Source organism: Bacteroidota bacterium, from assembly GCA_016722565.1.
GTDB lineage: Bacteria > Bacteroidota > Bacteroidia > 2-12-FULL-35-15 > 2-12-FULL-35-15 > 2-12-FULL-35-15.
Genome location: JADKIU010000007.1, coordinates 429,321 through 445,217, shown reverse-complemented (window position 1 = coordinate 445,217; position 15,897 = coordinate 429,321). Strand labels below are relative to the sequence as shown.

Below are 15,897 nucleotides of genomic sequence, written 5' to 3'. Positions count from 1 at the left end.
ATTAGTATTTGTGTTTAAAAAGTAATTTTTAATCCTAAATTGAAACGTGTTCCCATTCCAATAAATCCGGTTGCAGTAGTTGCATCAAAACTATAATTGTTTAATGCATCACTGATATACATTGTGTTAAATAGATTGGTTACACCTGCTGATACATTAAAGCGAAGTTTCCAGTATTTAAAATTGTATCCTGCAAATAAGTCCAGTAATCCATACGATGGCATTTTCCAGGATTCACGATCACGATTGTCGGCTTTCACTGCTCCGCTTGGTAAATACGTTACTTGTAAGTCTAATAAATTGTATTTCGAATAATTTTTTGTGAAATAGGTATAGCGTGCTTTAACATATAAGTTCTTAATGATTTCGTAGCGAACACTTCCACCCAATTGTATTTGTGCGGCATCACCCACATGAACACCTTGTGCACTGAATTGAATCGTATCAGTAGGCAAATCCGTATTCATGTCAAATAAATACACCTCATCCGATGTGTTCAATGTCCAATCACCGATAGAGGCCAAGCCTTCCACATCTAAATTTTTAAATAACTTATAAATAAAATCCAATTCGATTCCTTTGTGAACTTCTTTCAATCCATTGGTGTTGTAGTAATAGTCGTTGGAGGCAATGCGGATGGTTGGGAATTCAGACAGTGGTTTGTTTTTCCAATCGGTATAATACAAGTTTACATTGGCAGCAAATAATTTGCTTTTGTATCCATAACCCAATTCAAGTGAAACCACTTCTTGCATCTTTGCTTTGGGATTTTCAACGTTTCCGGTTGTAAATACCAAATCAAATTTTGGTGGGAGTTTTAAATAGCCGGTATTTAAAAATACATTGTGATGATCGTTGATGTTGTAATTTGCTCCGGCTTTTACAGTATAACCTAAAAACCATAAACGATCGGTGGTAGATGTTCTTGCTTCCGGTGACGAGGAAGTATATTCTGTTCCATTATATGTAACAGTGTCTGCAAATCCAACTGCTTGAATTAATGTTGTGTCGCTTAAAACAATGTCTTTCTTCTTAAAATAATCTTTACGCTCATATCCCGTTTCGGATACACTTCCTGTAACAAAAGCACTCCACTTTTCTTTTTTATATTCTAATTGTCCAAATGCACCACCCCACATTACCATTCCTTCGTAGTTACGAGAAATCTTATCGCCTTTGCGTTTCATTTGATATTGAAAATTCGGATCTCCGAAAAACTGTCCGGTTGGCTGATTGGCATCTGTATGATTTTCGAAATAATCACCACCTAATAAATCATACACTTCGGTGTAATGAAAACCTTTATAGTAACGTGCATCAATTCCAATTAATGCGGACCATGATGAATCAATTTGATAATTAAGTGAAGAGAGTATACCATACCAATAATGATTGTTTACAGAACTTTGAATGATATTGGTTGATTTATGTTCGGTTGAACTATACAATCCATCAACATTGTAAGCATTGATATTGTAGATGGCATCAAAATCAATCTGCCCTGTGTTTTTATCCGGAGTAACAGTATTCACTAATCGGGTTCCACCACCTTTACCAATAGAAACATAAGCGATGGACGACAAGTATAATTTTTTATTGATGTTCCAAAAGTGAGATAAGTTGAATTGTGGTTTGTGAAAATAGTTGATGCGTTCGTTAAATGGTTTGCCATCTAATTCACCCCAATGCGGATTGTATTTTCTTCCCATTTCACCATTTTGAGTATTGGTATATTGATTGTTTGCTATAACACTATCTGCATTAATCCCTAAACTGTTTGCAAAATCACGGTCGTAGATTGGAAATAAAATTCCGGTTGCTCTTTGTCCATGTCGCTGTGGTGCACCATTCCCACTTAAACTGATTAAATGCTTACCAACACGTTTTTGTATTTTTAAAAAATAGGAATAAGCTTCAACCCAAGTTTGATCAATATATCCGTCACCTGCTTTTCGGGTAACCGCTCCGGTAAATCCCCATCCGCCTTTTAATTGTCCGGTGTTAAAAGCAAGAGAAGTTTTGTGAGTAAGGTTGCTCATTACTTCTTGCTTGATGCTAATTTCTTTTTTGGAGTCAATTCCTTTGGTGATAATGTTCATTGTTCCACCAACGGAGGTAATTGCAAGTTTAGAAGCACCAAGACCTCTTTGTACTTGCATGTTTTTTGTAATGTCACCCAATCCGTCCCAGTTGCTCCAGTATACCCAACCGTTTTCCATGTCGTTTACGGGCACACCATCCACCATAACAGCCACATTGCGCTGATCGAATCCTCGAATGTTCACGCGGGCATCACCACTACCTCCTCCTTGTTCGGTTGCATATGCACCATGAGTGGAGTTTAGTAACATTGGTAAATCGCGGGAATTTAATTCTTCTTGTATTTGTTTGGTCGTGATTGTAGAAAAGGCAATCGGGGTTTCTCTATTTTTGGCAACATCAGCAACCACTTCTACTTCATTGAGTGTTTTTGTTTCCAATGAAAAGTTGATGGTAACAGGTTTGCTGCCGACTTTAATTTTTTGTTTTTGTGGTTCAAAACCAACATAGGAAATAGAAACGGTATAGGAACCGGAATCTACTTTAATCGAATAATTTCCATTGATATCTGTAACGGCAACTTTGCCTTCAGCTACCATAACACTGGCGCCAACAACCGTTTCACCGGTAGCAACATCTTTTACAACCCCTCTTATTTCTCCGCCTGTTTGCGCGAAATTTGAAAGAGCAGTAACAATAAAAAGGATGAATAGACCAACTTTTTTCATGGAAATGACAAATAAAAAACTGCTGAAGCATGTTCGACTTCAGCAGCTTTTATTTTAAATTACTGTATGGAGAGCTTTACAACAGTGGATTTTCCTTTTTCAAATGAAACCTTTACAAAATAAACTCCTTTTGAAAGTTCAGTTGTGTCTAGTAACATTGTTTTATCATTTTTATTTCCTGATTTGTTCATCACTACTTGTCCAACCATGTTTACAATTTCAGCAGTTACAATTCCTTCAGTAGAAGTAATTGTTACAGAACCATTGTTAGAAGGGTTTGGGAACACCAATACAGAAACGGTATTGTCTACTTCGCTAATTCCCGCAGTTGGGCAAGAACATGTATGTGAATTTAATCCTGTCCAAGTATTTTTTGGTAATGAATCCCATTGTACAGTTGGGTCAAATGCTGTTGGGTTGGTTGTAACGCCACCAGTAACACTTGCTTTTCTTTGTAAGGTATGATCTTTTGTCCAATACGCACCCGCTGCATCATTGAAAGGGAATACATCTGTCCAGCTAGCACCCGGATCTTCACCGATTTTACCAAGGATATCAATTTTTTGGCCGCCTTTTTCTAACGTGATGGCATCATCTCCATTCATATAGGTAGGAGCAGGATAAACACCATCCAATAAATCAGCCATTGCTTGCAATACGGGGCTACAAGCAGGAGATGAACCGCTGGTTGTTGTTTGCCCGTTTACAATTACAAATGCTTGACCAGAAGCAATGGTTCCACTCAAGTTAAGTGTTCCACCAGCAGTAAATGTAGTTGCTCCGTTTGAGTAACGATTTAAAGAGTATCCGGTTAAGTTAATTGGATTAGGAGTTGGGTTAAAAATTTCCAATGCTTTGTCATTCCCTGTTCCGTCAACGTATTCCGAAATAAAAAGTTCACTGCATTGTGCGCTTGCGCCTGAATAAATAGCTAACGCGAAAACTGAAAGTAATAGTTTTTTCATGTGTTTATTTGTTTTTTAAGTTGTACATGGAATACGCCATATTAAATATATATATACCAAGGGCATATGGCTATTTCATGTGATTTGGTTTAATAATAGTTTTTTAAAAGCCGAACGGGAGCGGTTTCGGAATACTCTTCGAGTGAAGAATTCTTGTAGGATGTTCGCTCCCTATTAATTTACGGCACAAATGTACAACCTTTTTTTTAGATGTCAATCGCAGTTTTCAATAGTAATTAACAGATAATGAACAGGTAACATATTTTTTACATTAACCACCCGATATTTTTAATTATCTCTTACTTTTGCACCTTCATACATATAATATACAAAAACCATAATCATGAGCAAAGGACCGATTTCAAATTTTATTGAAAAACATTATAAACACTTTAATGCAGCCGCTTTGGTAGACGCTGCCAAAGGATACGAAACCCATTTAACAGAAGGTGGTAAAATGATGGTGACCCTTGCCGGTGCTATGAGTACAGCTGAATTGGGTAAATCATTAGCAGAAATGATTCGTCAAGGGAAAATTGACATTATTTCCTGTACAGGAGCCAATTTAGAAGAGGATATCATGAATTTGGTAGCACACTCACACTATAAGCGTGTTCCAAACTACAGAGATTTATCTCCGCAGGAAGAATGGGATTTATTAGAAAACCATTACAACCGTGTTACTGATACCTGTATTCCGGAAGAAGAAGCATTCCGCAGATTACAAAAGCACATTCATAAAATATGGAAAGATGCGGATGACAAAGGAGAACGCTTTTTCCCGCATGAATTCATGTACAAAATCCTATTGAGCGGTGAATTGCAACAATATTATGAAATTGACCCGAAAGATTCATGGATGTTGGCTGCTGCTGAACGTAATTTGCCAATGGTGGTTCCGGGTTGGGAAGATTCAACGATGGGAAACATCTTTGCTTCCTATGTAATTAAAAAAGAAATCAAAGCATCAACCATGAAGTCGGGTATCGAATACATGGCTTGGTTGGCGGATTGGTATCCTAAAAATTCAGGTGGAAAAGGAGTAGGGTTCTTCCAAATTGGTGGTGGTATTGCCGGAGATTTCCCGATTTGTGTGGTGCCAATGTTGTACCAAGATATGGAAATGCAAGACATTCCTTTCTGGAGCTATTTCTGTCAGATTTCTGACTCTACAACCAGCTACGGTTCTTATTCAGGAGCTGTTCCAAACGAAAAAATTACATGGGGGAAATTAGATATTCATACACCAAAATTCATTGTAGAAAGTGATGCGACCATTGTTGCACCATTGATGTTTGCTTGGATCCTCGGATGGTAGACTTTTCACCACTAAGGCACTAAGCACACTAAGAATTTTTAATTTTATTTTCTTTGTGAACTTAGTGCCTTAGTGGTAACTTTATATAATTTGAAATTAGACCTTAACATACAACCATTAACTACTTGGTTTCCGAATTACTCGAAACCAGGCTTAATTGCAGGTCCTTGCAGTGCCGAAAGCGAAGAACAACTTTTGGAAACGGCAAAAAACATTGCTGCATTTTATCCGAATGCGATTTTTCGTGCCGGTATCTGGAAACCACGTACGCGTCCGAATACCTTTGAAGGCATTGGTGATATTGGTTTAGAATGGATGAAGTTGGTAAAACAACAAACGGGATTGTTAACCGCAACAGAAGTTGCAACGGCTGATCACGTTGAAAAATGTTTGAAGGCTGGAATCGATATTTTATGGATTGGTGCACGTACAACGGTGAATCCTTTTTCTGTACAGGAAATTGCAGATGCATTAAAAGGAGTTGATATTCCTGTCTTCGTAAAAAACCCGATCTATCCCGATTTACAATTGTGGGCAGGAGCATTGGAAAGAGTAAACAATGCCGGGATTAAAAAAATTGGAGCGATTCATCGTGGCTTTCATTCCTATGATAACGGACCATTCCGCAATTCTCCAAAGTGGGAATTGGCAATTGAACTCAAAGCAGCTTGTCCGGAATTACCGATTTTTTGCGATCCTTCTCATATTGGCGGAACACCCGAATTGATTCCATACATTTCTCAAAAGGCAATGGATATGGATATGGACGGATTGATGATTGAAACACATCGTAATCCGAGTGTGGCGTTGAGCGATGCAAAGCAACAGATTACTCCGTACGAGTTAAAAGAAATTATTTCCGACTTACAGATTCGTTCAGCTGCAATTGAAAATTTAGAATTGCAATCGAAGTTAGATGAACTGCGTTGCATCATTCAAAAATTAGACAATGATTTGTTGGAGCTGTTGGCAAAACGAATGGCGGTGTCAACACAAATAGGAGAATACAAGCGCGCAAATAATTTGACGATTCTACAAGTTGCACATTGGAAAAAATTGATTGATAGCAGTTTGTCCAATGCCGATGCAATGGGGCTTCCAAAAGATTTTATAAAAGGATTGTATCAATTGATACACGATGAATCTATTCGTAGACAAACGGATGTGATGAATAAGGTTAATAAGAAGTAGACCGAATATTTGGAGCAGTTTATCTTGTCGCTGCAAAGATACTTTCACCCGCTTTTCGTTTCAATCTCTTTCGTTTCACTTCAGAGGATTTCCACTACAATCGGGGCTATAAAATAATATTTATCCTTAGTAAGAATAATTTAATCGATAGCCCTGATTGAAGCAAAGATCCTTTTTGTTTTTCACAAAAAGATCGTAGCGTAAAGCAGGACCAATTAATAATACGAAGAAAGGTGAACCTGCTCCTTAATGAAAGATTCCATCAATTACTTATGCCCAAACGCAACACTCTTTACCCAACTTTTTCCCCACTCATCCACTTCTTGATCATTCCATAATTCCGGATAAAAAATACGTTTTTGAAAACGTGGAGGTAAATATTTTTGCCAGTTGGTTCCGCCAGTAGCAGCAATGTCTTCAGGATCTTTTTGTAGGTAACGAACAGCAGATTTATAATGTGATAATGGCCAGTTGATGTTGACATTCACATCCATTTGTCGCAATGCTAAAACCAATTTTTCATTTTTTTGGTCTTCAGCCGAAAGTGATTTATAAATCGCTAACAAGTTTGTATGCTTGAATTTTTTTGCAAGCTCAATAAATTGTTTCTGATATTTTTCTTCGAACTGAACTAATGTCAACGTTTTTTTACCTGTTGCAAGCTCTGTTGCTCCAGCTTTCCAATAGATGTGTTCATACATCTTTTCAATTTGTGCATCGTTCACATCATCAGAAAAATTCGGACGAACATCTTTCGCAACTAAATTTTTAAAAGTAGTCGAACAAATTTCAATCATTCGGTATTGCCCTGATTGAAATCCGCTGGCAGGCAATAAACTCATTCGGAATTTCAAAAATTGTTTTGGATCCATTCCATCCACCATAATGTCGAAAGAAGAAATTAATCCTTCAAAGTAGCGGTTGATACGGCCAATGCGTTCCGTAAAGAATTTTACATCGATGTCTTTTTTATCCGCAATCTGATTGTATTCGTGTAAACAAAGTTTAAAATACAATTCTGTTATTTGGTGATACATGATAAAAATTTCTTCATCAGGTATTTTTGTTTTCGGGCTTTGTAAACTCAACAAGGTGTCGAGGTGAATGTAATCCCAATAGGTTAAATAATCGGCATAAAGTAATCCATCCAAATAAGATGATAGATCTTGTCCCATTGCCTGGAATTTTTCATCCAACAATTTAATACGTTCTACTATTTCAGGTTTTAATTCCATAGTTCAGCACTTTGTTTAATTCAGGTGCAAGATAGTAAAAGCTTATAATTATAAAAAATGATAGTCGTCAGACATACAATGTCGTGCTTTCGGTATTGCAATATATCATCCCTACGGGATTTTTATTCCGGTTGTTGATGTTTTTTCTACTGATATATCATCCCAACGGGATTATAAAACGAAGAATCATATTTTGCACTATTTAAAACATGCTTAATCCCTTTAGGGATTTAACATCGGTAATAAAAAACGCCACTCTTTTCAGAATGGCGTTTTTCGCGTATGGGGATGTTGCTTAATTCACCTTGGCAACAGGATGAGCTAATCCTTTATAGGATTTTAATTCTGCTTTGATAGAACCGACTAACACATCAGCTTGTCCTAAAATAGGAATGTGGTTTTTATCGTCAGTAATCCAAATATTCAAATCTTCTTCGTGTTTAAATACACGTCCTTTTTGTACAATTGGGCGGTATTTCAAACATTTGAATGTTCCAAGTCCGGTGGTGATGGTTTCGCGACCGATGAACTTTACTTTTAATGGCCAAACTTCTTTGTCCATAAAACATTTAATTGCATAGGTTTCTCCGGGTTTTGCGCCACCTAAATCTAAATTTCTTGCCGCATAAAATGCAGATAACATGTCTTGCATATTCGGTTCGATATCGAATGTTTCACCTTCTCCAACATTTACTTTTTCGCTGTAGTGGTTAAATACATAACTCTGATCAATTTTATAACCGCCTTCATCCACATGTCTTAAAAAAATCCAAGGCACAATGGATTGATCGTCAATGTATGTTTCGTAGCGGTCACGCACTTTAAAGAAAAGGTCGAATGCTCCTCTGGATTGTCCTAAACCAATTACATGGTAGGTTTTTCTTCCGGCAATTTCTTTTTCTTCTTCGGTAATACCAAGTGTTGCCACACCGGCATCAATAATTCCGTAATGCATGCGGAAGGTCAATAGCTCACCACGTTTAAAAGCTTCGTTATTGATGACAGGAAGCTCTTTCACCGGGCCGTTATTTTCAATTGACGGCAATGCTTTTTCTTTCTGAAATGAGATACAGGCAATACCTGCGATCATTACAACTGTTCCTATTAAAACAAACTTTTTCATACTGTTTAGAATTAGTTGACAAGGGATATTCAAATGCTATGCCAAACCGTTACCTATATACGTGATTCCTTAAGGATTGTTGTGGGCGTTTTTAAACAATCGGTGAAGAGGTGTTTTTTGTCGTTTTTTGCTTAAAACAACAAAAAAGGAGCAAAAATGCTCCTTTTTTAATCAAAAATCAGTCGAAATCGACTTAAATTACAATATTTACGATCTTGTTATGGACCACAATAATCTTCTTTGGAGTCTTTCCTTCGAGGTATTTTTGGGTTTGTTCCAGGGTTAAGACTTCTTTTTCGATTTGTTCCTTGGTTAAGGATAAATCATACTCTTGAAAGAAACGTGTTTTTCCATTGAATGAAACCGGATAACTAAATGCACTTTCAACCAAATACGATTCGTTTACTTCAGGAAACGTTGCGTAAGAAATACTTGTGGCATGTCCCAACTTGCTCCAAAGTTCTTCTGCAATGTGAGGCGCGTATGGAGCAATGATGATGGCAAGTGGTTCTAATATTTCACGTTTGTTGCATTTCAAATCTGTCAACTCGTTTACACAAATCATAAAATTACTCACCGAAGTATTGAACGAAAAATTCTCAATGTCGTGAACGATTTTTTTGATGGTTTTGTGTAAGGCTTTTAGTTCCGGTTTTGTTGCAGGTTCATCGCTAATATTCAATGCATCTCCAATGTGATACAATCTCCAAAGTTTGCGAATGAAATTGCTAACACCGCTAATTCCACTGGTATTCCATGGTTTGCTTTGTTCCAAGGGTCCAAGAAACATTTCGTATAAACGCAAAGTGTCAGCACCTTGTTGTTCAACAATGGTATCAGGAGAAACAACATTCCATTTTGATTTGGACATTTTTTCTACTTCGCTACCGCAGATGTATTTACCATCTTCTCTAATAAATTCTGCATTTTTATATTCTTCTCTCCAATTTCTGAAAGCATCAATATCCAAAACATTATTATTTACAATGTTTACATCAACGTGAAGTGGAGTTACATTAGGATCGTTTCTTTCAAGGCCAGTTAGTTTTAATTCTTCTACAGATAAAGGACCACCTATTCTGTTTTTTGAAATAAAAATGTTTGTTCCAATTCTATACACAAAACTACTAACCCCCTGAATCATCCCTTGATTAATCAATTTCTTTGCAGGTTCAGTGACAGGAATCAAACCTAAGTCGTTCAAAAATTTTGTCCAGAAGCGAACATACAATAAATGTCCGGTTGCATGTTCAGCACCTCCAATGTACAAGTCTACATTCTGCCAATAGTTAGCTGCTTCCTTGGAAACAAATTCTTTTTCGTTGTGAGCATCCATGTAACGCAGGAAATACCAAGACGAACCAGCCCATCCAGGCATGGTGGAATATTCGTATTTGTGTTTTCCATCTTTTCTCCATGAGGATGCTGCGCGTGCCAAGGGTGGTTCACCGGTTTCAGTCGGCAAATATTTATCTACTTCCGGAAGTACAAGTGGCAATTCGTTTTCATCCAGTACTTTGGGAATTCCGTTTTCATAATACACCGGAATTGGTTCACCCCAATAACGCTGACGGCCGAAGATGGCATCGCGCAAACGGAAATTTGTTTTTCCTTTTCCTAATCCTTGTTCTTCAATTTTTGCAATTGCTTTTTTGATTGCATCTTTTACTTCCAATCCATTTAGAAAATCGGAATCAATAAGTTTCCCTTCTTTTGCTTCATATAGATCTTCTTTTGATTAAAGCTTCACCAATTTTTAAAAGTATTCTTTTCAATTGCAAATGTAAATCACTTTCGAAGTGTTTAGCAAAAGCATAATCTCTGGCATCGTGCATAGGAACAGCCATTACAGCACCCGTTCCGTATCCGGCCAACACATAATCTCCTAACCAAATGGGAATTTGTTTTCCGGTGAATGGATGAATCACATAAGCACCGGTAAATACACCGGTAATCTTTTTTACATCCGCCATGCGTTCACGTTCGCTTCTGTTTTTTGCAAACGTGATGTATTCTTCTACTGCAGTTTTTTGTTGAGGTGTTGTTAGTTGACCAACCAATTCATGCTCTGGAGCAAGTGTTACAAAAGAAACTCCGAAGATGGTATCCGGTCTTGTTGTAAAAACTTCTATTTCAGAACTAGAATTCTCAACTTTGAACTTCAAGGATGTTCCTTCTGATTTGCCAATCCAGTTGCGTTGTGCTTCCTTGATGGATTCGGTCCAATCGATGCCATCCAAATCGGCTAACAATCTGTCAGCATACGCAGTGATGCGCAAACTCCATTGTTTCATCAACTTGCGTTCAACAGGATATCCGCCACGCTCCGAAACGCCATCTTTCACTTCTTCATTCGCTAATACAGTTCCTAATTGCGGACACCAATTAACCATGGTATCGCTCAAGTATGCTAGTCGGTATTCGAGAAGTAAGTCTGATTGTTGTTTTTCATCAAGCTTCTCCCAGACCTCACCCCGGCCCTCTCCAAAGGAGAGGGAGCCGCTCCGAAATTTCTCTATAAGTGTCGAAATGTTTTCTGCTTTATTTGTTTCCGGGTTGTACCAGGAATTAAAAAGCTGGATAAAAATCCATTGTGTCCATTTATAATAATCAGGGTTGGACGTTCTCACTTCTCTGTCCCAATCAAACGAAAATCCGATTTTATCTAATTGTTTGCGGTAACGTGTGATGTTTGTTTTGGTAGTAATTTCAGGATGTTGTCCTGTTTGAATCGCATATTGTTCAGCCGGCAAACCGAATGAATCGTAACCCATCGGATGCAAGACGTTGAATCCTTTCAAACGTTTGTAGCGTGCAAAAATATCGGAAGCGATATAACCTAACGGATGGCCAACATGTAAGCCGGCACCGCTTGGATAGGGGAACATATCCAAAACATAGTATTTTGGTTTTGACGATTTTTCTTCCGGTTTAAACGTTTTGTTTTTTGCCCAGTAAGCTTGCCACTTCTTTTCTACTTCTCTGAAATTGTATTCCATTGTGTTAGTATTCAAAATTTTGAGGAGCGAATATACGAAATCTGTGTGGGATGGGAACGCGGATTGATTATGATTTTTATGATAAAAAAGGATAGCTGTGTTTATTATGCTTAAAGGGTTATGCTTCTGTTGACGGCAAAAATATAAAACATCATATTTTTAATATTAATCTGTGAAAATCATAAAGATCTGCGTTCCTATCGCGAGGTTATTAACGTTTGATTGTTTATTTCAATTTGGTTTTAGTAAAAAGTAGGGGTCATTTAATGTCTATTTTTACAAACGAAAAATTAAACGTGTCGGATAAATATTCAAAACGCAGATTAACGGGTTCTTCTATCACAACAGTAGTGAGTCTTTCACTGGTATTGTTCATGCTTGGATTGTTAGGAATCATCATCTTAAATACACGTAAACTTTCCGATAATTTCAAAGAGAACATAGGTGTACAGGTGGTCATCAACGACAATGCAAAGGAAGTGGATGTGCAACACCTGATCAAAACATTGGATGCTTCTGATTATGTAAAATCAACACAATCGGTTTCCAAAGAAGAAGCAGCAAAAAAATTACAAGAAGATATTGGCGAAGATTTTATCGACTTTTTAGGTTTTAATCCCTTATCGGCTTCCATCTCGGTGCGTGTAAAGGCGGAATATGCCAATGCGGATAGTTTGGCTTGGATTGAAAGTGAATTGTTAGCTACCAACTTGGTGAAAGAAGTGATTTATCAGAAATCATTAGTCAATAGTATCAATGAAAATGTACGGACCTTGAGTTTATGGGTATTAATCATCAGTGGTGTATTGATGTTTATTGCATTGGCCTTGATTAATAACACCATTCGGTTGTCAATTTACAGCAAAAGATTCATTATAAAAACGATGCAATTGGTTGGCGCCACACAAGGGTTTATTCGTTTGCCGTTTGTGCTCAAAGGCATTCGTCATGGTATTTATGGAGCGGGTATCGCCATTGGAATGTTGATTGGATTTTTATATTTTCTTCAAAAGCAATTGCCGGAATTGGCAGAACTTCAAGATCCGAACATGTTGGCCTCCTTGTTTGGAATTGTTATTCTATTGGGCATCATTATCTCCTGGATCAGCACATCGTTAGCGGTTCGTAAGTATTTACGACTAAAAACCGATGAGTTGTATTATTAGCATTCACCTTTTTTAACACCTTTTTTTCACAAATTATATTACATTTGTGATATCAAATTAAAAAGAACAGATGAGTAAGGAATCTAAAAAACAACCGGGTTTTGCTTTTACAAAAGAAAACTACCGTATTTTAATCATTGGTGTTGTAATTGTTGCTATTGGCTATATGTTGATGGTTGGCGGTGGATCAGAAAATCCGAATGAGTTCCATGCAGATGAAATTTTTAGTTTCAGACGAATCACCTTATCTCCAATTGTTATCCTTACTGGATTTGTAGTGGTGCTCTTCGGCATCATGAAAAAGTCGAAACACTAATACATCACCCAGCCCTTTCCAGGAGGAGAGGCAGCTGTTTCCAATTACGATTTCATGACGTATATCCAAGCTTTTATTATTGCTATTATTGAAGGACTAACAGAGTTTCTTCCTATTTCCAGCACTGCTCACATGAAGATTGCAAACCCATTGTTGCATGTTGCTGAAACTCCTTTTACCAATCTTTTTGAAGTAGTGATTCAATTGGCGGCTATATTATCTGTAGTTGTTGTATACTGGAAAAAGTTTTTCGATTTTAAAAATCTAAATCTCTACATCAAACTGGTTATCGCTGTTATACCGGCTTTAATCTTAGGAGCCTTGCTTAAAAAGCATATTGATAGCGCATTGAGTAACCTTACCTTTATTGCTTGTGTGATGATTGTAGGTGGGATCGTTTTATTATTTATTGATAAACTATTTACCAATAATCACTTGGATGAAGAGGTGAAAATATCTTACCCGAAAGCATTTTTGATTGGTTGTTTTCAAACCTTATCGATTTTATTACCCGGCTTAAGCCGAAGTGCAGCAACCATTATTGGCGGGATGAGTCAAAAGCTTACTCGAAGATTGGCTGCTGAATTTTCTTTCTTTTTGGCGGTTCCAACCATGTGTGCTGCCTCCGCAAAAAGTTTTTACGATGTCTATAAAGACAGTCCGGAAGTATTGCACCAAGACAATATGTTTACGCTTACACTTGGTGCAATTGTATCCTTTGTTGTTGCCTTGTTAGCTATTAAGTTTTTTATCAGCTACATTCAAAAATATGGTTTCCGATTATTTGGCTGGTACCGAATTGTGTTAGGGATAGCTGTTTTGGTGTATGCCTATACCTTAAAATAATGACCGATTTCAGAACAGGCGAAGTCCTACTCATTCACAAGCCACTCAAATGGACTTCCTTTCAGGTGGTGAATAAGATGAAATGGTTAATTAAAAATCATCCTTCTTTATTGTTAGACGGCAAAAAAGTGCAACCCAAAATTGGACATGCAGGAACGTTGGATCCTTTGGCAACCGGTTTATTGATTGTGTGTACGGGAAAGCAGACGAAAAACATTGAAAGTTACCAAGCGCAAGAAAAAGAATACACGGGAACATTTTATATTGGAGCAACAACACCTTGTTATGATTTGGAAAAAGAAATTGATGCTACTTATCCAACGGAACATATCACTGAGGCGTTGATTCGAGAAACGACCAAACAATTTACGGGAACAATACAACAAACACCTCCATTGTACTCAGCTATAAAAATTGATGGGAAGCGGGCTTATGATATTGCGCGTGCCGGACAAACAGCTGAAATAAAATCGAAAGAAATTACCATATCTGTTTTTGAGATCACACGCATTGCCTTGCCAGAAGTGGATTTTAGAGTGGTATGTAGCAAAGGAACCTATATTCGTTCGTTGGCACGTGATTTTGGAGAAGCTTTAAAAAGTGGAGCCCACCTTATTGCATTGTGCAGAACCCGAATAGGGGAATACAAATTAGAAGATGCAATGAGTATTGAAGACTTTGAAAAAAGTTTGAAGATAGAAATGCCAAGCTGAACGTGCTGCAAATCAATCAATAAGCAAAATAAACACGATTTTCATTGACAACGCCTCTCTAAAAGCTTACTTTTGCACCCTTGTTCATCGAAAACATATAAGTAAATCCCGTAAGATTTATGAAATAGCCAGAGCGTCCTGCTCCCGTCATTCCAGACTATCTTACTTCAAAACAAATAGTTATATATGAAATTATCACAATTTAAATTTAATTTACCGAAAGAATTAATTGCTGAAACACCTGCAAAAACTCGTGACGAAGCTAGATTAATGGTTGTACACCGCAAAACAGGAAAAATTGAGCACAAACATTTTAAGGATGTGTTGAGTTATTTCGGTGATGGCGATTGTATGATTTTGAATGATACAAAAGTGTTTCCTGCACGTATGTATGGTAACAAGGAAAAAACAGGCGCTAAAATCGAAGTGTTTTTGTTACGTGAGTTAAATGCAGAAAGCCGTTTATGGGATGTATTGGTTGATCCGGCTCGTAAAATTCGTATTGGAAACAAATTGTATTTTGGTGATGACGATACTTTGGTTGCTGAAGTTATTGATAATACTACTTCTCGTGGCCGTACCTTACGTTTCTTATTTGATGGATCTTACGAAGAATTTCGTAAAACATTAAACGATATGGGTGAAACACCGCTTCCAAAATACATCAAACGTGCTCCAACGGAAGATGATAAAGAGCGTTACCAAACGGTATATGCAAAAAATGAAGGAGCAGTTGCTGCACCTACTGCAGGTTTACATTTCAGTCGCGAACTTTTAAAACGCTTAGAGTTAAAAGGCGTAAATTTTGCAAACGTTACTTTGCACGTTGGATTGGGAACATTCCGCACTGTTGAAGTAGAAGATTTGACAAAACATAAAATGGATTCGGAACAAGCGTACATTTCTGAAAAAGATTGTACGATTATCAATAAATCCCGTGAAGGAAAAAAGAAAGTTTGTTGTGTTGGAACAACATCGATGCGTGCGATTGAAACATCAGTAAGTACAGATGGATATGTGAAGCCGTATGATGGTTGGACGAATAAATTTATCTTTCCTCCGTATGATTTCAGTGTTGCAAATTGTATGATTACCAATTTCCATACACCTGAATCAACTTTGTTGATGATGGTTTGCGCATTTGGCGGATATGATTTGATGATGAAAGCTTATAAAGAAGCAATCAAAGAAAAGTATCGCTTTTATACATACGGTGACGCAATGTTAATCTTGTAGTACGAATCACGAACAAAAACG

The 15,897-nt window shown here is 37.3% G+C and carries 13 protein-coding genes; 7 read left to right on the top strand and 6 right to left on the bottom strand.

Annotated features, from left to right (window positions below; translation table 11 throughout):
• Positions 1-14: 14 nt before the first annotated feature.
• Complete coding sequence (locus tag IPP64_16785) at positions 15-2,768, bottom strand: TonB-dependent receptor (protein ID MBL0331018.1); 2,754 nt, start codon at positions 2,766-2,768, stop codon at positions 15-17.
• A gap of 59 nt (positions 2,769-2,827) precedes the next feature.
• A complete protein-coding gene (locus IPP64_16780) occupies positions 2,828-3,733 on the bottom strand; it encodes a lamin tail domain-containing protein (GenBank protein ID MBL0331017.1) in 906 nt (301 codons plus the stop codon).
• Between the two features lie 343 nt (positions 3,734-4,076).
• Between IPP64_16780 and IPP64_16775 the strand changes: the two genes are divergently transcribed.
• Both IPP64_16775 and IPP64_16770 read left to right on the top strand, forming a co-directional pair.
• Positions 4,077-5,051 (top strand): deoxyhypusine synthase family protein, encoded by a 975-nt coding sequence (locus tag IPP64_16775; GenBank protein MBL0331016.1) that lies wholly within the window; start codon positions 4,077-4,079, stop codon positions 5,049-5,051.
• Positions 5,052-5,141: 90 nt separating this feature from the next.
• The gene (locus IPP64_16770) at positions 5,142-6,242 is read left to right on the top strand and encodes a bifunctional 3-deoxy-7-phosphoheptulonate synthase/chorismate mutase type II (protein MBL0331015.1); all 1,101 of its coding nucleotides are present in this window, start codon (positions 5,142-5,144) and stop codon (positions 6,240-6,242) included.
• Positions 6,243-6,508: 266 nt separating this feature from the next.
• On the opposite strand, the gene IPP64_16765 is transcribed toward IPP64_16770, so the two are convergent.
• From IPP64_16765 to IPP64_16750, 4 genes are all read right to left on the bottom strand, one after another.
• Positions 6,509-7,477 (bottom strand): tryptophan 2,3-dioxygenase, encoded by a 969-nt coding sequence (locus IPP64_16765; GenBank protein MBL0331014.1) that lies wholly within the window; start codon positions 7,475-7,477, stop codon positions 6,509-6,511.
• Positions 7,478-7,772: 295 nt separating this feature from the next.
• Positions 7,773-8,600, bottom strand: a complete 828-nt coding sequence (locus tag IPP64_16760; protein MBL0331013.1) for a DUF3108 domain-containing protein — start codon at positions 8,598-8,600, stop codon at positions 7,773-7,775.
• A gap of 193 nt (positions 8,601-8,793) precedes the next feature.
• On the bottom strand, positions 8,794-10,275 hold the full coding sequence (locus IPP64_16755) for a class I tRNA ligase family protein (protein MBL0331012.1): 1,482 nt from the start codon (positions 10,273-10,275) through the stop codon (positions 8,794-8,796).
• Positions 10,276-10,318: 43 nt separating this feature from the next.
• Entirely contained in the window at positions 10,319-11,599 is a 1,281-nt protein-coding gene (locus tag IPP64_16750; GenBank protein ID MBL0331011.1) for a leucine--tRNA ligase, read from the bottom strand.
• 266 nt (positions 11,600-11,865) lie between these two features.
• On the opposite strand from IPP64_16750, the gene IPP64_16745 reads away from it, so the two are divergent.
• The 5 genes from IPP64_16745 (at position 11,866) to queA (ending at position 15,876) form a co-directional block, all read left to right on the top strand.
• Positions 11,866-12,765, top strand: a complete 900-nt coding sequence (locus IPP64_16745) for a hypothetical protein (protein ID MBL0331010.1) — start codon at positions 11,866-11,868, stop codon at positions 12,763-12,765.
• Positions 12,766-12,835: 70 nt separating this feature from the next.
• Entirely contained in the window at positions 12,836-13,081 is a 246-nt protein-coding gene (locus IPP64_16740) for a DUF3098 domain-containing protein (GenBank protein MBL0331009.1), read from the top strand.
• Positions 13,082-13,135: 54 nt separating this feature from the next.
• Positions 13,136-13,927, top strand: coding sequence for an undecaprenyl-diphosphate phosphatase (locus tag IPP64_16735; GenBank protein MBL0331008.1), 792 nt, complete (start codon positions 13,136-13,138; stop codon positions 13,925-13,927).
• Positions 13,927-14,640 (top strand): tRNA pseudouridine(55) synthase TruB, encoded by a 714-nt coding sequence (truB, locus tag IPP64_16730; GenBank protein ID MBL0331007.1) that lies wholly within the window; start codon positions 13,927-13,929, stop codon positions 14,638-14,640. Before IPP64_16735 ends, truB begins: the two co-directional genes overlap by 1 nt.
• A 186-nt stretch (positions 14,641-14,826) precedes the next feature.
• Positions 14,827-15,876, top strand: a complete 1,050-nt coding sequence (gene queA / locus IPP64_16725; GenBank protein ID MBL0331006.1) for a tRNA preQ1(34) S-adenosylmethionine ribosyltransferase-isomerase QueA — start codon at positions 14,827-14,829, stop codon at positions 15,874-15,876.
• Positions 15,877-15,897: the final 21 nt, after the last annotated feature.

Excerpts from the sequence above, each read along its gene's own strand:
- truB (MBL0331007.1), top strand. The coding sequence starts at position 13,927 with ATGACCGATTTCAGAACAGGCGAAGTCCTACTCATTCACAAGCCACTC.
- IPP64_16745 (MBL0331010.1), top strand. The coding sequence starts at position 11,866 with ATGTCTATTTTTACAAACGAAAAATTAAACGTGTCGGATAAATATTCA.
- IPP64_16785 (MBL0331018.1), bottom strand. The coding sequence starts at position 2,768 with ATGAAAAAAGTTGGTCTATTCATCCTTTTTATTGTTACTGCTCTTTCA.
- IPP64_16735 (MBL0331008.1), top strand. The coding sequence starts at position 13,136 with ATGACGTATATCCAAGCTTTTATTATTGCTATTATTGAAGGACTAACA.
- IPP64_16780 (MBL0331017.1), bottom strand. The coding sequence starts at position 3,733 with ATGAAAAAACTATTACTTTCAGTTTTCGCGTTAGCTATTTATTCAGGC.
- queA (MBL0331006.1), top strand. The coding sequence starts at position 14,827 with ATGAAATTATCACAATTTAAATTTAATTTACCGAAAGAATTAATTGCT.
- IPP64_16740 (MBL0331009.1), top strand. The coding sequence starts at position 12,836 with ATGAGTAAGGAATCTAAAAAACAACCGGGTTTTGCTTTTACAAAAGAA.
- IPP64_16750 (MBL0331011.1), bottom strand. The coding sequence starts at position 11,599 with ATGGAATACAATTTCAGAGAAGTAGAAAAGAAGTGGCAAGCTTACTGG.
- IPP64_16775 (MBL0331016.1), top strand. The coding sequence starts at position 4,077 with ATGAGCAAAGGACCGATTTCAAATTTTATTGAAAAACATTATAAACAC.
- IPP64_16760 (MBL0331013.1), bottom strand. The coding sequence starts at position 8,600 with ATGAAAAAGTTTGTTTTAATAGGAACAGTTGTAATGATCGCAGGTATT.
- IPP64_16765 (MBL0331014.1), bottom strand. The coding sequence starts at position 7,477 with ATGGAATTAAAACCTGAAATAGTAGAACGTATTAAATTGTTGGATGAA.